This is a genomic window from Paenibacillus shirakamiensis, assembly GCF_017874255.1.
GTDB classification, from domain to species: Bacteria; Bacillota; Bacilli; order Paenibacillales; family Paenibacillaceae; genus Fontibacillus; species Fontibacillus shirakamiensis.
On sequence record NZ_JAGGLD010000003.1, the window covers coordinates 343,276 to 364,411 of the forward strand.

At 43.0% G+C, this 21,136-nt stretch carries 17 protein-coding genes; 3 read left to right on the forward strand and 14 right to left on the reverse strand.

What is annotated here, in order from left to right:
- Positions 1-25: 25 nt before the first annotated feature.
- The 14 genes from J2Z69_RS11065 to J2Z69_RS11130 all read right to left on the reverse strand — a co-directional run bounded on the left by J2Z69_RS11065 (position 26) and on the right by J2Z69_RS11130 (position 16,876).
- Entirely contained in the window at positions 26-760 is a 735-nt protein-coding gene (locus tag J2Z69_RS11065) for a ThuA domain-containing protein (protein WP_209862189.1), read from the reverse strand.
- A gap of 297 nt (positions 761-1,057) precedes the next feature.
- Positions 1,058-1,981 carry an aldo/keto reductase gene (locus J2Z69_RS11070; RefSeq protein ID WP_209862192.1) on the reverse strand — a complete coding sequence of 308 codons (924 nt, stop codon included), beginning with the start codon at positions 1,979-1,981 and terminating at the stop codon, positions 1,058-1,060.
- A gap of 90 nt (positions 1,982-2,071) precedes the next feature.
- On the reverse strand, positions 2,072-2,410 hold the full coding sequence (locus tag J2Z69_RS11075) for a DUF4190 domain-containing protein (RefSeq protein WP_209862195.1): 339 nt from the start codon (positions 2,408-2,410) through the stop codon (positions 2,072-2,074).
- A gap of 47 nt (positions 2,411-2,457) precedes the next feature.
- On the reverse strand, positions 2,458-2,763 hold the full coding sequence (locus J2Z69_RS11080; RefSeq protein WP_209862198.1) for a DUF4190 domain-containing protein: 306 nt from the start codon (positions 2,761-2,763) through the stop codon (positions 2,458-2,460).
- Between the two features lie 157 nt (positions 2,764-2,920).
- The gene (locus J2Z69_RS11085) at positions 2,921-4,297 is read right to left on the reverse strand and encodes an ABC transporter substrate-binding protein (RefSeq protein WP_245339214.1); all 1,377 of its coding nucleotides are present in this window, start codon (positions 4,295-4,297) and stop codon (positions 2,921-2,923) included.
- An 82-nt stretch (positions 4,298-4,379) separates the two neighbouring features.
- Positions 4,380-5,204, reverse strand: a complete 825-nt coding sequence (locus J2Z69_RS11090) for a carbohydrate ABC transporter permease (RefSeq protein ID WP_209862690.1) — start codon at positions 5,202-5,204, stop codon at positions 4,380-4,382.
- Positions 5,204-6,154: a carbohydrate ABC transporter permease gene (locus tag J2Z69_RS11095; protein ID WP_425355004.1), complete on the reverse strand. Its 951-nt coding sequence runs from the start codon at positions 6,152-6,154 to the stop codon at positions 5,204-5,206. The genes J2Z69_RS11090 and J2Z69_RS11095 overlap by 1 nt, the downstream gene beginning before the upstream one ends.
- 234 nt (positions 6,155-6,388) lie before the next feature.
- Positions 6,389-8,593: an aminodeoxychorismate synthase component I gene (pabB, locus tag J2Z69_RS11100; protein WP_209862200.1), complete on the reverse strand. Its 2,205-nt coding sequence runs from the start codon at positions 8,591-8,593 to the stop codon at positions 6,389-6,391.
- A gap of 59 nt (positions 8,594-8,652) precedes the next feature.
- Positions 8,653-10,827, reverse strand: coding sequence for an anthranilate synthase component I (locus J2Z69_RS11105; RefSeq protein ID WP_209862203.1), 2,175 nt, complete (start codon positions 10,825-10,827; stop codon positions 8,653-8,655).
- Between the two features lie 101 nt (positions 10,828-10,928).
- The gene (locus tag J2Z69_RS11110) at positions 10,929-12,299 is read right to left on the reverse strand and encodes an MATE family efflux transporter (RefSeq protein WP_209862205.1); all 1,371 of its coding nucleotides are present in this window, start codon (positions 12,297-12,299) and stop codon (positions 10,929-10,931) included.
- A 1-nt stretch (position 12,300) separates the two neighbouring features.
- Entirely contained in the window at positions 12,301-13,977 is a 1,677-nt protein-coding gene (locus J2Z69_RS11115) for a glycoside hydrolase family 13 protein (RefSeq protein WP_209862208.1), read from the reverse strand.
- Between the two features lie 115 nt (positions 13,978-14,092).
- Positions 14,093-15,253 carry a delta-aminolevulinic acid dehydratase gene (locus J2Z69_RS11120; RefSeq protein WP_209862211.1) on the reverse strand — a complete coding sequence of 387 codons (1,161 nt, stop codon included), beginning with the start codon at positions 15,251-15,253 and terminating at the stop codon, positions 14,093-14,095.
- A gap of 209 nt (positions 15,254-15,462) precedes the next feature.
- Positions 15,463-16,470 (reverse strand): LacI family DNA-binding transcriptional regulator, encoded by a 1,008-nt coding sequence (locus tag J2Z69_RS11125; protein WP_209862214.1) that lies wholly within the window; start codon positions 16,468-16,470, stop codon positions 15,463-15,465.
- 193 nt (positions 16,471-16,663) lie between these two features.
- Positions 16,664-16,876 carry a hypothetical protein gene (locus J2Z69_RS11130; protein ID WP_209862216.1) on the reverse strand — a complete coding sequence of 71 codons (213 nt, stop codon included), beginning with the start codon at positions 16,874-16,876 and terminating at the stop codon, positions 16,664-16,666.
- A 350-nt stretch (positions 16,877-17,226) separates the two neighbouring features.
- On the opposite strand from J2Z69_RS11130, the gene J2Z69_RS11135 reads away from it, so the two are divergent.
- The 3 genes from J2Z69_RS11135 (at position 17,227) to J2Z69_RS11145 (ending at position 21,112) form a co-directional block, all read left to right on the forward strand.
- A complete protein-coding gene (locus J2Z69_RS11135) occupies positions 17,227-18,975 on the forward strand; it encodes a DEAD/DEAH box helicase (RefSeq protein WP_209862219.1) in 1,749 nt (582 codons plus the stop codon).
- A 9-nt stretch (positions 18,976-18,984) separates the two neighbouring features.
- Positions 18,985-20,013, forward strand: coding sequence for a YqhG family protein (locus J2Z69_RS11140; RefSeq protein ID WP_209862222.1), 1,029 nt, complete (start codon positions 18,985-18,987; stop codon positions 20,011-20,013).
- Between the two features lie 148 nt (positions 20,014-20,161).
- Positions 20,162-21,112 (forward strand): hypothetical protein, encoded by a 951-nt coding sequence (locus J2Z69_RS11145; protein ID WP_209862225.1) that lies wholly within the window; start codon positions 20,162-20,164, stop codon positions 21,110-21,112.
- The last annotated feature ends 24 nt before the right edge of the window (positions 21,113-21,136 follow it).

Below are 21,136 nucleotides of genomic sequence, written 5' to 3' on the forward strand. Positions count from 1 at the left end.
TGCTGATTGATAATTAATGATCTATCTACACGAGTACTCCACTTACTTTTAAGGTACGGGTTGGTTCAGTCTTCCCAAATTCCGGTTTGAGTGTATGCACCCCATGGGTCCACCGCACGCCGTTTGCAATCACTTTGAGAATTTCTTGATTGTAATAGGTCGGGTAAGTCTCATGGCCCGGGCGGAAGTAGAATATTTTACCCTCTCCCCTTTTGAATGTGCACCCACTCCGGAAGACTTCTCCTCCTTCAAAATTGCTAATGAATATCAGTTCATCGGGTTCAGGTATATCGAAAAATTCTCCGTACATTTCCTCATGCTCAAGTATGATCTTGGCATCGATATTCTTTGAAATTGGATGAGTCGGGTTCACATTCCAAATTATTTCTTGTTCTCCCGCTTCACGCCATTTTAGATCACAACTCGTGCCCATCAGCACCTTGAAAGGTTTGGAGAAGTGGGCCGAATGCAGTACAACGAGCCCCATCCCTTGTTGTACACGCTTAGCTACTTTCTGAGTTATGTCATCACTTACACGATCATGGGCCATATGTCCCCACCAAATCAGAACGTCCGTGCTATTCAGCACTTCATCTGAAAGCCCGTGCTCAGGTTGATCCAATGTCGCCGTCCGAATCATAAACCCTTCGTTGGATAGCCCCTCTTTCAAAGCTGTATGGATACCGTTAGGATAAATTTCTTTCGCTTCATCGTGTATTTTCTCATGTACAAATTCGTTCCAAATCGTTAGGTTGATCATGGTTAAGGTTCCCTCCATCAGGTTAGCTTGATTTAGTTATTATCTTATTCCTATCGAGGATCAATTCATATGAACAATATGGCTAAAACATGCACAATGTGGTTAACTTTGCATTCTCAATTCGTAAGATGGGCCTCAGAATCATGTCAGGTATAGAATATAATATCTTGCATAGGTATGATATTTAGGCTTTTACAACGTTTGCACAACTCTAATTCAATGAAGTTAGAGCAAAATAGCCATTTTCAACATTTACCCAAATTTTTCTAACAAGTATGATAAATCTGGTCATCCTCTTTATAGCTTATGAATCTTTTCATAGCTCTGAGCATGCGTAATTTGTTGTAATTTATGATATACCGCAGATCTTAAGCCAGTCTGATTGCCTTCTCTTAAGTTATTGTCCAATTGCTCCAATGAACTTGCTCCAGGGATGATACATGCTACAGATGAATGTTGTAAAGGATAACGGAGAGCTACTCCAGTTAGGGAGGCTTTATCTTCCTTTGCTGTCTGCACGATGGCATCTATCTTATGGATTAGGGACAGAAGCTCATCCGTACTGTAATTCAAATAACCCTTGTGAATCTTGTCCATTCCTTTGTCGGTTAGAATACCCCTCGCTAGCGGCCCCCTTGCAATGAGACTGATTCCTTTTTGTTCAAGTAAAGGTAAGACTTGTTCTTCAGGTCTTCGATCAAGGATGCTGTATTGACTCATTACACTTGCAATATTGGACATCTCAGCATAGGCCTGAATCACCTTTGGACGAATGGACGAAATTCCATAATATCGAATGATGCCGGATTGCTTAAGCTCCTCGAATGCCTCAATCGTCTCTTCCATTGGGTCCTCTAAGGTACCCCCATGCAATTGATACAAATCAATATAATCTGTACCTAATCTGCGAAGACTTTCTTTGACAGCAGAAACAATATACGACTTGGAAGCATCCCATACTACATTTTTACCCGCTTCTCGCCGATTTCCAACTTTTGTAGCCAAAATGACTTTTGAGCGGCGCCCTTTTATCGCTTGTCCAACAAGTTCCTCGTTCCGTCCGTCATCATATAAATCCGCTGTATCGAGAAAATTCACTCCCCGATCCATTGCTTCATGCACGGTATGTATCGCCGCTTCTTTGTCCGTACCTAAAGACATACACCCTAGCCCTATCTCACCAATTGTCAGGTCAGAATGACCTAGCCTTCTCATATTCATCTCATTCATCCTCCTACATGTAGAATAAGAAAAGACTGCCTAAGGCAGCCTTTTCTTATTATTGTACGATGCTGAGGGAGTCCATTCAAATTAATAAGAACTTCCGGATACGAACAATACAGCTATAATCAAAATAACTAAGATAATTGCATACATCGCCGTTCCTACAATACCGCATACTAATCCAGCTATAGACATACCTTTTCCTTGCTCACCTGTAGCTCTAATCTCCTTGAGTGACAATCGAGCAAACACTATCGCTATAATGCCAATAATAAGACCAATATAAGGGATGACTACAGCTAATATGCCCAGCACAAGTGCCGGTATAGCTTTTGAATTAGTTTTTATAGGATTGTGCTGAGGTGGATATGGTGAATATGGCGGTTGTTGTTGATAATTTTGATGTTCATTCTGGAATTCGTTCATGTTAACTCCTTATATGTGCTATTAGATTAGACTTATGTAAATTCAAATCATGAGTTGGATAATGAACTAATAATTATACTTCCAACAATAATTATAATGGTGTACATAGCTGTTCCAATAATCCCGCATACCAGACCAGCAACAGCCAAGCCTCTACCTTGTACCGTGCCACGCTTGATCTCTTTTAACGCGAGTGTACCTAAGATGATGGCGATTATACCAAGAACAATTCCTACATAGGGAGCTACAATACTTAGAATACCTAAGACTAAGGCAGCAATCGCCTTTCCACTGTTAGGCCTGCTGATGGCCTGAGAGTTTTGAATCGATGAATCAGGTGTAAAATTACTCATGAAATACCTCCTAATTAAGTATTAGGAATATTGTACCATAATTCTGGGATAATCTAGGTGTATTGTTTTATTTTTTTGTTTATCTATTATCTTTTTACGGGACAAGAAAGAAAAGGCAAGCCTTATGGCCTACCTCCCTCTCTACATATATCTGAAACTATTTCTGAACCGTTTTATTATAGGTGCCGATTTTGTCCGTAATGGTCTTCGCAGCATCGTCCAGCGCTTTTTGCGGTGGCTTGGAACCACTTAGCACTTCTTCAATAGCGCCCTCTACCGTCTGACGAGCCTCTGGGAACACGCCCATCACTGCGCCTTGTGTAGCTGTGCTTGGCTTTGAAGCATGAAGCTGATCAATAGCTGTCTGGAACTGCGGATATTTGGTCAGATTATCTTTGACGATCTGTTCGTCATATGCTTTTTTCGTAATTGGGAAGTAACCTGTAGCGATATGCCATTTGGCTTGAGTCGTAGGCTCTGCTAAATATTTAATAAATTCCCAAGCCGCTTTTTGCTCCGCTTCTGGTTTGTTGTTCAGAATCCAGAGGCTGGCTCCCCCCACTACAACACCACCATCGGATGCAGACTGGGGTTTAGGCAAGAAGGCGGTCCCCACTTTAAACTTTCCATCACTACCATCTACAATCTCCCGTAGAGAAGCCGTGGAATCCAATGTCATAGCAATTTGACCTGCAATAAATGCTTTTTCGGTATCGTCTGTTTTACGACCCAAGTTAATGACACTTTTGTTATCGATCATGCTCTTCCACCACTCTAATGTCTTCACACCCGCTTCTGAATTTACTAGCGATTGCGTAGCAGGAGAAGTCCGTCCGTTGCCATTGTTAAGGTATTCTTTGCCTTGATTTGCGAACAACTGCTCCATGAACCAACCATAGATAGCAAAGGAAGCTGGGTGCCCCTGTTTGCTAAGCACTTCCGCGTCTTTTTTCACTTCTTCATACGTAGTTGGAGGTTTCTCTGGGTCAAGTCCGGCTGCTTTAAAAAGATCTTTGTTGTAATATAAAATTGGATTAGAAGTATTAAATGGCATTGAATATTGTTTGCCGTCAAAAGTATAATATCTCGTTATATTTTCTTCTAATTGACTGACGTCATATTTATCTTGATCAATGAACTGCTGCACGGGCGTGATCGCTTTGGAATCAATCATGAACCGTGAACCGATCTCGTACACTTGAATCATGGAAGGTCCACTATCTGAGTCCATGGAGGCTTTCATTTTGTTAATACTCTCGTCATATGTTCCTTGGAAGACCGCTTCAACTTGGACTTTATCTTGGGATTTGTTGAAATCAGCGACAAGTTGATCGACTTCTTTGCCTAGAGCGCCACCCATCGAATGCCACCAGACCACTTTGGTCTTACTCGAAGCCGAAGTATCATTACCTTGGGGCTTCGCCGTTGTCGCTGCATCAGACGAATCTGTAGTTGTGCCTCCACAGGCGGAGACCATGAGCATCATAGCCACTGAGGCCATACCTAACATTCCTCTACGTGTAAACTTTCTCATTTCCCTAGATCTCTCCCTTATCCTATATCATCTTATTTGTAAGCCGTCATTAGACGGGAATTACCTCTTTAAAGTGACACAATTAGCCTTTGACCGCACCCGCTGTAAGCCCGCGAACCAAATATTTTAGCCCGAACATAATGAGTAGTAACGATGGCAACAGCACGAGTGCAACCCCGCATAACACAACATTCCATGCCGTAGAATCCTGAAATTGAAGCATACTAATCCCAATCTGTACGGTTCTCATCTGCGCAGTATTTGTAATAAGGAGAGGCCATAAATACATATTCCAAGTATTCAAGAATACATACACAGATAAAGTAGCCAGAGCTGGTTTGGACAGAGGAAGCGTAATGTATAGAAAATAACGGATATGTCCGCATCCATCCATACGCGCCGCCTCGAACAGTTCCTTTGGAAGCTGAAGGAAGAATTGGCGCAGTAAGAATACTCCAAAGGCTGAAGCTAGAAAGGGAACGACTAGACCGGGATAGGAATCCAGCCATTTGAACGATTTAATTAACAAGAAATTCGGAATCATCGTCACTTCCCAAGGGATCATCAAGGTCGACATGAACACCGCGAACCAGAATGCTTTTCCTTTGAACGAAATAAAAGCAAATGCGTAGGCGGCCATACTTCCAGTCAGTACCTGCCCAGCCATGACGAGTGTAGAAACAATAAAGCTATTCACAATAAATCTGCCTACAGGAATTAAATCCAATACCGCGTGCAAACTCCCCATATACAGCTCGGAAGGCACAATTTTGGGAGGATATTGACTGAATTCGTCCGGCGTCATGAAGACGGCAAGGAACGTATAGAGAATAGGATAAAGGATGCATACTCCAATCATAGAGAGCAGGATATACACAAGCCCATTCGATAACGTGCGGCGTTTCATCATTGATAATGCACCCTCTTTTCTACTACAAAGAATTGCACAAAAGTTAACAGCAAGATAATGAGGAACAGAACAATAGAAATGGCACTTCCCGTTCCAAATTGGTAGTTCACAAAGGCCTCTTTATAAATCGAATACACGAGCACTTCTGTGGAGCCCGCAGGACCACCTTGCGTGAGAATATGTATCTGTCCGAACGATTGCAGAGAGTTGATCATCGAGACTATGAACAGAAAAAAGAGCGTTGGTGACAATAGAGGAATAATGAGTTTGATGTAGGTTCGTATTGGGCCTGAGCCATCTATTTTGGCACTATCATAAATATCTTCCGAAATATTTTGTAGTCCGCTTAAGAGCACAATGAAATTAAATCCGGAATTCATCCAAATCGTCATCAGTGATATGGACATCAATGACCAAGAGGGATCAGTAAGCCACTGGACCGGAGCTATATGAATCAAGCTTAGGAAATAGTTGAACATACCCATCGTGGGATGAAATAACATCATCCAAATGACAGAGGACGTACCGACAGACACAGCTAACGGTAAGGAGAATATAAACTGGAAAACACGGATTCCACGCAGTCTTGCATGAGCTAATCCTGCCATGATCAGACCGAGTACAATACCGGCAGGCACTGTTAGAAATGCGAATTTGCCCGTTACCCATAATCCCTTCCAGAAGGCATTCGATACAAAAAGAGTATGAAAATTGTCCCATCCTACATATGCCGCAATGCGTCCCCGAGGATCGGTTAAATGGAAGCTTAAATAGATCGATTTCATCATGGGATACAGCAGAAAAATACCGAAGAAAATGAGGGAAGGTGCCAAGAATACATAAGCCAGTATATTTTCTTTCACATGGGTAGAACGGATTTTTCTCTTTAAAGATACAGGCACTTGTTGCGAAATCGGGTATTGCATCTCTCTCTCTAACAAATTCACTTCGCTGATTCCCCCTTGATCCTTTATCTCCTCTTCAGTGTAGAGAAGACAAGTTCGGGAGACATGAGCGCAGTGTAAAACTTCATTAATTGTAAAGAAACTTTTTACATGAATTACATTTACCATACAAAAAAAGACGCTGTCTGGAGGACAACGTCTTGCGCTTTATGAGAAGGCTACTTATATCGAAAACAAATCTACCTGCGTCGACTTAATTAACATTACTACATATATCTAGGGTGAAAAAGAGAAAAATCTCGGTGCTTGATCAACGTTTACATGCGAATCATCTACATGAATGGGCCGTCCCGAAGTATGATGGATTGCCTCTACTAGCGCCCGAGCCTTGAGTAATATCTCCTCATACTCTTCATTTGGATCAGAATCGATGACAATGGCCCCGCCAACTCCGATAGTTAAACGGTCCTTCTCCTGTACAATCGTTCGAATGACAATATTCAAATCTGCGGAACCCTGAACACTTACGAACCCAATCGAACCTGAATAGATGCCTCTACGTCTACCCTCAAGTTCTCGAATAATCTCCATACTACGTTTTTTTGGAGCCCCAGTCATCGAACCACCCGGGAATACTTTACGTAATGCATCATAGATCGAAATCTCAGGTTTCAGGCTTCCCTCTATAGTAGAGACCATCTGATGCACAGTCTCAAAGGTCTCTATCTGCATCAATTCGGGAACATGAACGCTACCCGTAATACAGATGGATCCGATATCATTGCGTAATAGATCTACAATCATCAGATTCTCCGAGCGATTTTTAGGACTATTGCGCAGCAATTCCTTACACTGCTCATCTTCCTCCGTACTCCGCCCTCTTCCGATTGTTCCCTTGATTGGCTTCGCGTTCAAAATCCGTTCTCGGTCTAGTCTAAGAAACCTTTCTGGGGAAGAACAATGTATATGTAGTTCCCCGAAAGACAAATAGGCCGCATAAGGAGCTGGGTTGACCCTTCTTAAATTCATATACAGCTCAAGGGGATGGACGGATACTTGGGTAGTCAGTTCATTGGTTAGATTGATCTCATAGGTGTCCCCCGCACGCAAATACGTCTTAACTTGCTCAATATTCGCCATATATTCGGGATAACTCTGAGCCCAGTGAAAAGCTAACGGTTCTTGTTCCGATTTGTGTAATGAATTCGAGACAGAGGCGAACTCGCTTATGGTGGAGACGAACTCACTTGGGGTCGGTATAAGCTCTAACTTAGCTTCAACTTGATCGAACCACAGTTCAGCTTCATGCTCATTATGTGCTAGACACAAGACGTAAATATGTTGATCTTGATGGTCGAACGCTAACATCTGATCTGCAAACAATAGCCTTACATCGTCATATCCCTTTGGTTCTATACTAGTAGATGATTGTTCAAGACAATCATACCCAAAATATCCTACATAACCTGTCTGAAAATCAAAGGGAAGCTCTCTACACCCTTCCACTTGAGCGAACCGCGATTCATTTAAATAATCTATAATAGATAGATTTATCGGAGTATCTTCTTGACATCTATGTTCTGTAACGACCCGAACAGCGGCATTATAGCTGACTTGGTAAGAGCGAGGACCCTGATCATCTCCCATATACGAAAATCGGGACATGTTGCCATCTTGCCGACTGCTATCCAGCCAAAAAGCATGCCTGCTCTGCGCATAGAGTTGCATAAATACAGTATCCGTATCCTGCCAATGCTCTAAAATACGATAAAAGACGTTTAAGTTGTCTGAGTCTAAGGCTACTTGAAGGGAGCTATCTGCTGCAGATACCTGCAAATCCTCAAGCAGTTCTTGCCCCACTGACATTGTTGAAAAATTTGATTGTTCTTTTATACTATTCCATTCCTTCGCCTCATTCAAAAAATTCGTAATCAGCTGTGTCCCATACTCGCTGCAGATGGACTCTGGGTGGAACTGTACCCCCCAATGCGGAGATGAGCTATGCCGAATGCCCATATTCAGCCCATCTCGGGTCCAAGCAATTCGCTTGAGTTCATTGGGCAAATGATCCTCTATTAACAAGGAATGATAACGAACTGCTTGAAAAGGAGCTGGAATACCAGCGAACAGCGAATCCTTACTATGGTAGATATCGCTGATTACACCGTGGGCAATCTCCGGTGACGCAATCACGTTAGCCCCATTCACCCATCCCATACCCTGATGTCCTAGGCAAATCCCCAGTATAGGAAGATCCATTTCGCGAAGTGCATGGGCACATACCCCAAAATCTTGCTCCTGATCCGGCCTGCCTGGACCCGGCGAAATGACTACGCATTCGAACGCATAATTTCTTTTCACCTCGTCCCAACTCATGCTGTCATTGTGGACTACGATCGGTTCTTCGCCCGTTATTTGCGCAATCATTTGGTACAGATTATAGGTGTAGGAATCATAATTATCAATTAGTAAAGTTCTCATAATCTCCTCCAAAAAAAAGACAAACGAAAAGCGCTCTGAGCGAGCGCCCTTCTCCACAATTATACTTTATTCACGGCATGTAATACATTAGCAATCATACGTTGTCCTGCAAATTCATGGGCACTCATAATCGATTCCGGATGGAACTGAACAGCCCATACCGGAAGTTCGTTATGCTCTATACCCATAACAATCCCATCTTCCGTAGTGGCTGTGATCTTCAGCGCCTCTGGTACCTGCTTCGCATAGAGCGAGTGATACAAACCTGCTTTTACATGCTGTATATCTTTGAAAATTATACTCGATTGCTCATCTTTTTGAACAAAATGAATATCCATCTTCTTCCCATGCCTAGGGAAGCCCAAGACGTCCAGTTCCCCACCAAAATATTCTACAATTCCTTGCAGACCTAAGCAGACTCCGAAGACAGGGATCTTTTTGTCTAGACAAATCGCTATAGTTCGGCTTAATTGAAAATCGTGAGGTCGACCTGGTCCGGGTGATAACACCACAAGATCGAACGAATGGTCCTGAAGATAGGTCCAAGCGGACTCAGTTCTGAGTGTGACGACCTTCGCCCCACTTTGCTTAAAATAATTCCCGAGCGTGTGTACGAAGGAATCCTCATGATCCACAATGAGAATCTGTTTCCCTCTGCCCACGTCCTGGAAGCTGAACTCCTCGAATCTTGAAGCCCTGCGCTCTCCTCGAATAGCTTGAATTAAAGCGGCCGCTTTGGTTAGTGTCTCTGCTTCTTCATCTTCGGGCACAGACTCACAAAGAAGTGTTGCGCCGACCTGTATTTTGGCTACATCCTTCTTCACATGAATCGTTCGCAAGATGAGACCTGTATTAATCGAGCCATTAAAGCTTAAGTAGCCTACAGCCCCGCCATAAAACTCCCGAGAAGCTTCTTCATGTTCTTCAATCCATTTGACGGCTGCTCGCTTCGGTGCTCCAGTGATGGTCACTGCCCACATATGAGTGATAAATGCATCTAGAGAATCGAACTGCGGCTCTAAAATCCCCTCTACATGATCGACCGTGTGAATGAGATGTGAATACATTTCAGGCTGTCTACGGCCAATCACTTTTACCGAGCCAGGAATGCAAATCCTTGATTTATCATTCCGATCCACATCTGTGCACATCGTAAGTTCGGCTTCATCCTTAGCTGAGTTGAGCAGTTCACGAATGCGTTCCGCATCTTCGATGGCATCTTTCCCGCGCTTAATCGTACCTGAGATTGGACATGTCTCTATCCGGTCCCCTGTAACACGCACATACATCTCTGGAGAAGAGCCGATAAGGAATTCTTCTTCTTCGCCCAGATTAACAATGAATCCGTATGGACTTGGATTAATGACTTTTAGTCTTGAGTAAATATCTGTAGGTCGGTCTTTGCACTTCTCATAAAAAGCATGGGTTGGAACCACTTCGAACAAATCGCCTACCTCGAACGATTTCAACGCTTCCTGCACCAGACCAGCATATTTTCCTTCACAGTACGCAGGTTCAGGTCCTCTGGGTGGATCTACAACCTGCACAGAAAAGGCTTCTCTAGATTCTCCTTCGGTACTCAAGGCCCCATAAGAAAATTCATAATCTAGCGTATATGCCGATTCCATCTGATGATCGATAATCGTAATTTCATCAGGGAGATACAGAACCAATTCAGAGAATTTGCCTTCCCGCTTATGCTTAAGCTCCATGCGTTCGAATTGAAAGATTAGATCATACCCAAAGGCACCATATAATCCAAGGAATGAATCTTCTGTTGAATAAAATATATCCCGAATATTACGAATTAACGTAAAAATAGAACTTTGCTGAGATCGATTCTCTTCAAAAAATATCTCGTTCGATAGCTTAATTGCTCCCTCTAATCGTGTATCCGTATTCTGTATACATTCAATATGCTTCTGCTCTAGAAGATGAACCTTAATCATCTCCAAAAGACGAATCCCCTTGGGATTCAAGGCATTTATCTTAAACTGGTTAGCTAATGTTCGAATCTCTAAAGGGGGATTGATAAATCCAATATCCCATCTCGTATATCTTCCGGGGTATTCGTAGGTACTTGAGAAGAGAGCTCCCTTCTTCGTATCCAATTGCTTCAGCACGTAGTCTAGTGCCACATCAATGGAATTCGATATGTACTTCCTACGAACGTGAATACCTTGCTGTGTTACATAAGACTCGTTGTTAATCAATGTGTCTGTCAAAATACCCATGTGAATTCCTCCTCTATAATGATAAGGAGAAACAGAGTCATATTTAATTGATCTATTCTCATTTGCCTCAGCTCAGCTCAACTAAACTTAACTATCCTGTCTCAACTGCTATTATTATACATTTTTTCATTTGTCACAGCTACTGTTTGCTTCATCCATTTTTTGAAGGTCCAGCGATAGCACATGAACAGCCCTCGAATCCATTCATCTAAGCAAGCAGCAATCCAGATGCCTACGAGCCCAAGGCCAAGATAAGAGCCTAGATAAAATGAGGCGCTAGCTCCAATTCCCCACATGGAGAACATGCCCACTACCACCGGAAATTGAATATCTCCCGCCCCTCGTAGCGAACTGGTCAAAATCAGATTAAACGTTCTTCCTAACTCCAGTATCAAAGAAATCCCTATTAAGATTTTACCCTCTTTTATTACCGTCTGGTTGGTAGTAAACCCATGGATCAAGGGGTTGTAGAGAAGGATCATCCCAGTGGAAGCTATAAGGCATAGCAACAGAGCGAGCTTCAAATTGCTATAACTTAGATTATAGGCCTTGTCTTTAAGGGAAGCCCCCACTAGATAAGCCACCCTAATCTGGGTACCCTGCCCCATCGCACCTGCGAATAAAGGGATAAACATCGCTATATTTTGCAGGTATACTCTCGTTGCCACAGCCTCTACCCCCATAGAAGCAATGAAATAAAAAATTAAAAACTGAGAAGCGTTATAGGAAATTTGTTCGAGTGCTGAGGGGATTCCGATTTGCAAAATTTTTCTCACGTGTTGGGGACGGTCGGTACACTCTCGTAGTTGGGTATGAGTTGTTCGAAGGAATAAGAAAAATAAAGTAATTGCTGCGATACCCTGCCCCGCAATGGTGGAGTACATCACCCCTTGTATACCTAATATAGGCCAACCGAATGGAGCGTAAATGCACAGATAATTTCCGCAGACGACAATAATATTCATGCCGAGCATGACAAACATCACATGTTTGGTCCGTCCATAATTTCTTAGGACCGCAGAGCAGGACATGACGATAGCTTGCAGAAATAAGCACGCCCCGACTCCTCTCAGGTAAAGTAATGAATCGTTATATATATCAAGGGATATTCCCATGGCATGGAGTAAAATCGGCGCCGTAATCCATATAAGGCCACTTATAACAATGCCTATTCCTAAGTTGAAAAGAATCGAAGATATTGAGGCTTTCACCGCCTCTTTCTCTTCCTTTGCCCCAAGCCACTGCGCTACAATAATCCCCGTACCTATGGATACGACACCAAAAATAACTGTAATTAGAGTTAACACTTGATTGGCCACGCCCACCGCAGCCACCGCATGATCGGATAGATGACTTAACATAAAAACACCAGATACTCCGATCAACTTCAACATGAAAACTTCCACAAAAATGGGCCAAGTTAAAGCCAGCATCGTCAACTGTTGAGGATCTCGATCCCTGAGCTTCTTCATCTTAAGACTTCAAATAAACTCTGCATTCGTAGGGTTGCAGAAGAGAAAAGTCGATTTGTTGTATAGGGCAGTCATAGTTCCCGGCAAGTTGCTCAGCCTGAGTTGACTGAACATAGTTAGCTAGTTCGAACTTGGGTGTTCCCGATTTGAAATTGCAAACTACAATAAGTACTTGATCTTGATAGCTACGGGTATACACCGCAATCTCTTCATGATCAGGATCAAGCAGTTCAAAATCACCAAAGATAGCTACTTCATACTTAGTACGGATCTCAATTAATCTCTTATAGTAGTTCAAGATGGAATTCGGATCCTTTAACTGGTCCGCTACATTAATCGCTTCATAATTTGAATTCACAGACATCCATGGGGTCCCCTTGGTAAATCCGCTATGCTCTGAATGATCCCACTGCATTGGCGTCCTTGCATTATCGCGGCTATTGCGCCAGAGATTTTGCAAAATGTCACTCTCGCTAACTCCATTTTCCCTAGCATGTCTAACATAAGTATGAGATTCAACGTCCTGATACGATTCCATGTCTGGTAGGCGCACATTCGTCATACCTAATTCCTGTCCTTGATAGATAAAGGGCGTACCCTGCATTAACATATAGAAGGTTGCCAGCATCTTAGATGAGGCTTGATGATAAGTATGCTCATCTCCAAATCGGCTAACGGAACGGGGTTGGTCGTGATTCTCGAGATATAGACTATTCCACCCCCGGCCCTGAAGTCCAAGTTGCCATTTGGCCATTCTTTTCTTGAGATCAGGAACGGTCCAAGGTTGACTATCCCACTTCCCATTTCCTCGGTCTACGCCCATATGTTCGAACTGAAAAATCATATTAAAGAATCCTTCTTCTTCCTGTACATAAGAAGCCGCTTCTTCAGGATTTAGCCAGCAGGCTTCAGCTACGGTCATACAATCGTACTCATTCAACACTTCTTCTTTCATTTCTTGCATGAAGTCTCGAATGCCCGGGCGATTCGAATAGCCAGCCATGGCATTTACGTAACGCTCTCCATGACCACACGGCAAATTGGGAAGACCAGGCTCTTTTTTGATATACGTAGCTGCATCTACCCGGAACCCATCAATGCCTTTATCCAGCCACCACTTCATAATGTCATAAATCTCCTGCCTTAAAGCCGGTTCCTCCCAGTTCAGATCCGGTTGTCTGGTTGTGAACAGATGGAAGTACTGCTCTTTGGTCTGATCATCATATTCCCATACGGAACCTCCGAAGACAGATCTCCAGTTGTTAGGTTCTTTCCCTGAAGGATCACTTTGCCGCCAAATGTAATAATTACGATAAGCATTATCTTTTGAACGCTGAGATGCTAGGAACCAAGGATGTTCGTCCGACGTATGATTCAGGACCAAATCCATTATAATTTTGATTCCCTTCTGGTGCGCCAATGCCAACAGCTCATCAAAATCTTCCATCGTGCCGAAATCCGAAAGAATCTGCTTATAATCGCTAACGTCATACCCATTATCATAATTAGGTGATTCATATACAGGGCACAACCAAATGACATCAATTCCTAATTCATCTAAGTAATCCAGCTTAGAGATGATTCCTTGCAGGTCTCCAATCCCATCTTGATTGCTATCCATGAAGCTTCTTGGATAAATTTGATATACGATACTGCGCTTCCACCACGGTTGATCCATTCACATTGACATCCTTCCCCTTGAGAATCTGAATATGAAGATCCTGAATATGAAAAAGCGCACATTCGGATATTGGACAATATCTAAATGTACGCATCACAAATTTGTGGAATTCTTATTGTCCTTGCCTAGCCAACTGCTTCACGAACCAAAGTGAATTGCGATCGATTAAACGGTCTAGATAAGGGTTCGCCGCTGAGAGTGCATTTTTGATCAGTTCTTCACCTAAAGCGAATGAGAACTTCTCACTTTTTTCGATTTCTAATTTTTTCTGGAGATAGTAGGTTCCTGATACCGTGTACGTGCCTACCTTAACCGCCTGACATTTCTCAAAGAAACGATCGATATTAAATAAAATATCACTAAAATAATTTCTTAACTTCGCATTTTTCTCTATAATCTGACTCGTCTTAGCGTCGAGTATAAAATCAATAATGTAGTCTTTGTTCTTCAGAAATCTTGAAGTCATCAGAATCAGGTGCAAGTTCTCAATGGGCTTCACAATAATAATGTTCGTGCCTTCATAGATGTCGATTAGAGTCTGGATGCACATTTCAGTCATATTACCGATTAATACTTTCTGACCTGTCTGTACATATTGAGGGGAATCACTTAAGTAGATATAGGCTGTGGAGGTCTCGGAATTCTGAGAAAACGATTTGATCTTCATAGGAGAGTTGATGTGGTCTAGCGTACTGCGAGTAATGTTGACTTCGCCTTCTATTCTGCCCAGTGTGAGAATTTCGTCTACCCCTATGGCACTATACTGTAGCGCTATGTCAGAAATCAGCTCCGCTGTCTTCATATAATTCAGGCCCTCTTGATGATCATTTTTCACACCCCAGCTCCCATCCGTATTAAGTGCTGTACTGAATGGATCGACTGTAAGGGTAATTTCACCTAAGGGGAATGCATCTCGAATGGTTCGGATTCCTTCCACATGATCGTCTAAGATTTGACTTGGCGTCATGCGGGCATCCTTTTTTCCAACGGGCCGGATAACTACGGAATGAATACCATGTTCTCGCAGTTCGTGGATGTACTGAATAGCATTCAGGGCCGATCGATAAGGATATCCGGGCATATGGGGCATGTCCTTCTCTTGATTACCTGAGAGGGTAAAATCAAGATCAATCGGCTGAGCAAAACAGCTTGGAGTAATTTTGACTTCACATTCATCTAGAATACGGCGCGAAGTTCTCATGTTATCAAACAGATTTTTCTGCAAATCATCTTGAAATAATTCTTCGAAAACTGTTTTTACATTGGTTAACATCTCCACCACTCCTATATGATCTATTTATTTTACATGTAAATTGTAGTTAAAGAACCTATTAATGTCAATTTAAAGTCTAGCAAAATTTATGTAGCGTGATGTTTCATTTAATGAATTCGTTTTCACGAAGAAAGCTTACAAACACCAAGAGCAAAGATCCATTAGGAACTTTGCTCTCTTTGATTTTTCATCTATTTTCGCCTTTATCGCTAATCTCTCAAGTCGCTAACGGTCTTTCTTTCTACAATGGAATGTAGTGCTATGGTATTGTCAACAGTCTCCCCCGTCTGAATCATAGTAAGCAGTTTCTCACACGCCATTTCGCCCATTTCTACTAGAGGTTGATGCACTGTGGTCAAAGGTGGAACGACCATCTCGGCCAGCTTTACATTATCATAACCTATCACGGACAGATCGCCGGGAATGCGTATGCCATGCTTAGCAGCCACCGTCATTATAGCTACAGCCATCTCATCACTAGCCGCAAAAATCGCCGTATAGTCTCTAGGACGGGTTAACAGCTGCTCCATTGCTGTGCATCCACTATCGAATTGAAAATCTGCATGCACGATCCATTCCTCCCGGTAGGGAAGATGATGATCTGCTAAAGCCTGTTTGTACCCTTCCACACGAGGAACGCCAGCTACGAGATCGTCCTTTGTTCCGCCCATCATAGCTATATGCCGATGACCATGAGTAATCAGATAATTCACAGCATCGTAGGATGCTTGCTTATCATTTACTTTTACATAAGGTATATGAGGTTTGTCCGTCTCGGTTGCAATCAGTACAACAGGAACTTTCATAGCCTGTAGTGCCTCATAATATGAATCTTGAAGCACTTCGCTTGCGAAAATAATACCGTCAACCTGCTTTTCACGAAGCACCTGTAGATAGTTCAGCGTACGCTTCCCATCATCTGAAGTATTACACACAATGACACTGTGTTGATGACGATGGGCCACCTCTTCAATACCATGCAGAACTTCTGCAGAAAAAGAGTTGGATACACATGGAAAAATTACTGCTAACGTCTGTGTGCGTTTGTTAATGAGTCCTCTGGCAATTGCATTGGGCTGATAGCCCATTTCCTTGATGACCTGAAGCACTTTCACTTTAGTCTCTTCCGAGTAACCTGTAAGGTTATTCAATACTCTGGATACGGTAGCTATAGACACTTGAGCTTGTCTTGCAACATCTTTAATTGTGGGATTCATATCAACATTCCTTTATAGCATCTTCAGCTTTTTTTATCGAGGTTCGCTTAGAAAAACTTGTGTACACCAAGCAACAAAACTACTTTTAGTTGATCCCTTGAGGTACCCTGCCACGCATGATTGAACACAGACCAGACATATAGGCTAATCCACACAGCCATCAGGAATACACCTAGAACCAACATTGGCATGCTTAGATGGAGGTTAGGTTAAGTAACAACACCATAATAGGCAACAGTACCCTATTCACAACGAAAATAAAAAGCCCAGCGAGCCACACATTTTGGAACCAAGGGGCTCGTTGCAGAAGTACGACGAATCCACTTCGATTAGACACCAGCCCCTGTATTGGATATCTAAAAATAATAACCAAACCAATGCCCATCATACCTAAAAGAAACAACAAGAACAAACTCTTATAAATCTCCCTTTTTCTAAGTGGAATCCCCTTCTTAAATTCGACTTATTCTACCATATTCCACATAATAAAATCACCATTTTTTCCCACTAATTTCAAATCTAGTCTTAAATTTTTAACGACTAATATAAGCTTCATATAAGATTACCTTCTTGCAAACTGTACTTTAGTCCTTTAACAAGTAGTTGCTTATCGACGGCGTTAAAGAAGTTCTACACTCTTGTACGCCCCATGTCCAAACTTCATGTTGCTCTAGTTATGAATTCATAGCTTATAGGCCATACTATCCCTACATCTAGCAGAAGACTTAGCATTTTAGCAAAATGGAGGCCTATATTATGAACGCTCAACCCCATTCTCAATCCCCTATTCCTATAGATTATGACCGAAGCTGGTTCACCCAGCTTGATGCTAAGTTAGAGAAAGGTGGCCCGTGGGACGACTGGAAACTCTTTGGCCTGTCCCTTCAAGCAGAGCAAGCTGGACTGATTCATGATTTTGAAGAAATGCAGTGTCTTAAGCACCTTCACGGACTTGAACCTTTGCCTCATCAGTTGGATACCGCTAAGAAAGTGCTGTTTGAGATGCGAGGACGGGCTATTTTGGCAGACGAAGTGGGTCTTGGTAAAACCATTGAAGCTGGACTTATATTAAAAGAATATTTGATTCGCGGACTTGTGCGTAAGGTGTTAATTCTTGTACCCGCCTCGCTGGTCTTGCAATGGGTCCGGGAGCTGAATAGCAAATTTGGCATTTCGGCTACCGCTCAGAAAAAGGCCCATTCATGGAGCTCTGACATTGTCGTTGCATCCATGGACACGGCTAAGCGAGAACCACATCGAGAGATTCTTATGAATGAAGAATATGATCTTGTCATAGTAGATGAAGCACATAAATTAAAGAACAAAAAAACTACCAACTACCAGTTTATGTTGCAGCTTCGCAAGAAATATTGCCTTTTGCTTACGGCCACCCCCGTACAAAATAATCTAGATGAACTTTTCAACCTCATTACACTTCTGAAACCGGGCCAGCTTGGTCGTCAAGGCGATTTTGCCGCCAATTTTGTGGTAGATAAGCGAATTGCCAAAAATGAAGATCAACTTAAAGGTGAACTGGCCAAAGTCATGATTCGTAATCGGCGCGGTGATGGACAGCTTAACTTCACGAAGCGCATTGTTCGGAATGTCCCTTTAGATCTATCCCCCGAGGAGCAAGCATTGTATGACGGAGTGACCTCATTCGTAAGAGATCAATATCAAGCTTCTGGCGGGAATTTGAACAGTATGTTATCGCTTGTTACCTTACAAAGGGAAGTGTGCAGCAGCCGCGATGCGGTCTTCGTGACGCTTGTTAATCTATCCAAGAAATTAGCTCCCGATTCTCCTGTTCGTGACCGGATTTGGGATTTAGTTCATGCCATCAAAGCGATTAAAGAAAATACCAAAGCTGAGACCACCATGAAGCTGATTGAGCAGATGAATGAGAAAGTTATCGTATTTACAGAATACAGAGCCACACAAGAATATTTGCTTAATTATATGCGGGAGCGAGGCATGACAGCCGTTCCTTATCGTGGAGGCATGAATCGGGGCAAGAAGGATTGGATGATGGATTTGTTCCGCGGCAAATGCCAAGTGATGATTGCTACAGAAGCAGGCGGTGAAGGCATCAATCTCCAGTTCTGTCATCATATGATTAACTTTGATCTCCCATGGAATCCGATGCGTGTGGAACAGCGTATTGGGCGAATTCACCGACTCGGACAAGAACATGACGTCAAAATATATAATTTGTCTACTCGAGGAACGATTGAAGAGCATATTTTGAATCTTTTACACGAGAAAATCAATATGTTTGAATCCGTCATCGGCAGTCTGGATGTTATCCTTGAACGCTTCGAAAAGAAAACGTCCATCGAGAAAAGTCTCTATAAAATTGTGCTTGAAGCAGGTACGGAAGAAGACATCCGCAGCAAAGTGAACGATCTCGGACAATCGCTAGACTCCATCAAACAAGAAGTAATCGAAGAAGATGTACATCCCTCAATGACCGATACCAATTTAGAACATCTATTAGGAGGGTAAACTGACAGCATGACCATGACCCCACAAGAAATCCATGATTATGTTCTAACTTATCTGGAAAGCACGAATTGTACGCTGCTTGATCGGTCTGCACACCATATCACGGTTAAATTATCGGAAGAGGCGGATAAGGAATTGACCGGCCGGCCTTACTACTGGGGATTCATTGAACGAACTCAGACTGAGCCGGAGACGATGTCCTTTCTCTTTGTCTTTGATCCTGAACGCTATGATGAAGCGCAGCTCCTTAAGACCCGAGTGCCAAATACAGATACACGCCTGACCCAGTTTGCTCAGCCTGAAGGGAATACACTTGCCCCTGCTCCGACTCCGGCTGAAGGACAAGAGGATACCATTCTTGGGCGATATTTTGGTATCGTCCGCCCCCTGCCTACCCCTGGTCCAGGAAGAATCCAGCGCGAACATATCTATTTTGGCAGTCCGAAGCTTAGACAGATCTTTGCCGCCGCTAGGCGAGGAAGCAGTGCGGTCTATGTATTTGAAGACCCGGGACAACGACAGCGGTCCACGCTTTTTCCGGCTGCATACGAACCTTGGCTTGGAGCCTGCTTCAAAGTGGAATTTGCGTGTGATATGAAGCGCGAAGAACTTCATTTTTATGGCATTTCCTTAGTTAGTGGAAGGATTGATGAGCATTTTCAAGATCGCTTGAATGCCATTCAGCTCCAGACAAGGCTCCCTGAAAATGTCCATATGGAGCCTACGCAGTACCCGCCATCGGAGTGCCGTGATGCTCTGGAACGATGTCTTGAAGATAAAATCAGACAGCTTGATTCAAGCTGGGCTAACTCGGCAAAAGAAAGGCTTCAAGAGGAATTAGCAAGAATAGATGGGTACTATCAAGATCTGCTTCTTGAACCTGAAGAAGATAAACGACTAGCTGTCCATGCACAATATGAAGCACGCAAGCAAGAAATACGTTGGCAATATGAACCTCGAATTCGCGTATCCGTCATAAACTGCGGGATCTTTCATCTTCGTTCGGATGAATGGGGGAGAACTGAGCGTTATCGATAAAAGACATCAAAAATAGAACGGTCCTGACAAGCTCGTCCCGACACGTTGTAACACTCTTTGGATGGAGGACTAGCTAAACTAATGCTAGGAATAGTTATCCGTTCTCAGAGAATATTCCTATAATTTCATTGAGGCAGGGGCCAATGCTATGATTACAAGTTCTCGATTCACACGAATAGGGGTAGTAGGATTTGGATTAATCCTACTATTCACTACTTATTTACCATGTGATATAACCGCGGCTGCGGCCGCAGTTATACCTCATTTAGATCGAAGGATCGCTTCAGCACATGCTTCCAATCCTTCAGATGAGCTGCAACATTTTGCTGAGGACATAGTCCATCGGCTCTCAAACACAGAATCCTTTGGAGGTTGGAGTTCTGCAGAACTTGCCATTGAAGCGCTCGGCCCTGGAACCCACGCCTGGCTAGTTACTGTAGGGTCATCTGTAGGGTATCTCATTATTAGCGCTAAAGAAGAAGGTGGTTATGCCCTTATTGAATATGGCAGGGGCTCACTTCCTCTCTTCGGACGCACTCAGTTAGATCATACACTAACTAGTCTCGCACTAAATAAAGATCATCTTAAAGTCGAAAAGTTTTATGCTGGCCCTACCCTAGCACAATGGAAACTTACGCAGACAGGAACAAACAGCATGCGTATCGCCACCTATTTAGATGCTTTATCCGGCGAACTTCTTCCCGAAACAGATGCAAGCATCTACAAGCAGAGGGTAGCTTGGCTCAATACAAGCCATACCGTTTCTAACTCTGAGCTACAATTCCCTAAGTTAAACGAAATTACAGCAAACGCTTTCAATCCTTATGACAACATGTTATGGTTAACTAGAAAAGCTGTACTGAGTTCCTACACAGCCATTCCTGTACAGCTTATGCAGAACAAACAACTTGTCTTCACTTCTCAAGGAGGAACGCGCACGTATTCAACAGCTCTACCCTTGAATGGCATGCAGCGCTGGACAGGCAGTCCGAGTATACCAGATGTTGTGTATCTCTTCTCCCAGTCGGAGACCTCCGAACGTTGGATTGCTCTCTCATCCCTTGAAGCATCTGGACAATTTTATAATACTAACCCGTGATACATACATAAATGCAAGCAACCA

Bases quoted from the DNA above. Each gene is read 5' to 3' on its own strand.
- J2Z69_RS11075 (WP_209862195.1), bottom strand. From the start codon at position 2,410: ATGAACGAATTCCAGAATGAACATCAAAATTATCAACAACAACCGCCA.
- J2Z69_RS11120 (WP_209862211.1), bottom strand. From the start codon at position 15,253: ATGTTAACCAATGTAAAAACAGTTTTCGAAGAATTATTTCAAGATGAT.
- J2Z69_RS11105 (WP_209862203.1), bottom strand. From the start codon at position 10,827: ATGGGTATTTTGACAGACACATTGATTAACAACGAGTCTTATGTAACA.
- J2Z69_RS11115 (WP_209862208.1), bottom strand. From the start codon at position 13,977: ATGGATCAACCGTGGTGGAAGCGCAGTATCGTATATCAAATTTATCCA.
- J2Z69_RS11070 (WP_209862192.1), bottom strand. From the start codon at position 1,981: ATGAATATGAGAAGGCTAGGTCATTCTGACCTGACAATTGGTGAGATA.
- J2Z69_RS11110 (WP_209862205.1), bottom strand. From the start codon at position 12,299: ATGAAGAAGCTCAGGGATCGAGATCCTCAACAGTTGACGATGCTGGCT.
- J2Z69_RS11135 (WP_209862219.1), top strand. From the start codon at position 17,227: ATGAACGCTCAACCCCATTCTCAATCCCCTATTCCTATAGATTATGAC.
- pabB (WP_209862200.1), bottom strand. From the start codon at position 8,593: ATGAGAACTTTACTAATTGATAATTATGATTCCTACACCTATAATCTG.
- J2Z69_RS11080 (WP_209862198.1), bottom strand. From the start codon at position 2,763: ATGAGTAATTTTACACCTGATTCATCGATTCAAAACTCTCAGGCCATC.
- J2Z69_RS11065 (WP_209862189.1), bottom strand. From the start codon at position 760: ATGATCAACCTAACGATTTGGAACGAATTTGTACATGAGAAAATACAC.
- J2Z69_RS11145 (WP_209862225.1), top strand. From the start codon at position 20,162: ATGATTACAAGTTCTCGATTCACACGAATAGGGGTAGTAGGATTTGGA.
- J2Z69_RS11140 (WP_209862222.1), top strand. From the start codon at position 18,985: ATGACCATGACCCCACAAGAAATCCATGATTATGTTCTAACTTATCTG.
- J2Z69_RS11125 (WP_209862214.1), bottom strand. From the start codon at position 16,470: ATGAATCCCACAATTAAAGATGTTGCAAGACAAGCTCAAGTGTCTATA.
- J2Z69_RS11085 (WP_245339214.1), bottom strand. From the start codon at position 4,297: ATGAGAAAGTTTACACGTAGAGGAATGTTAGGTATGGCCTCAGTGGCT.
- J2Z69_RS11090 (WP_209862690.1), bottom strand. From the start codon at position 5,204: ATGAAACGCCGCACGTTATCGAATGGGCTTGTGTATATCCTGCTCTCT.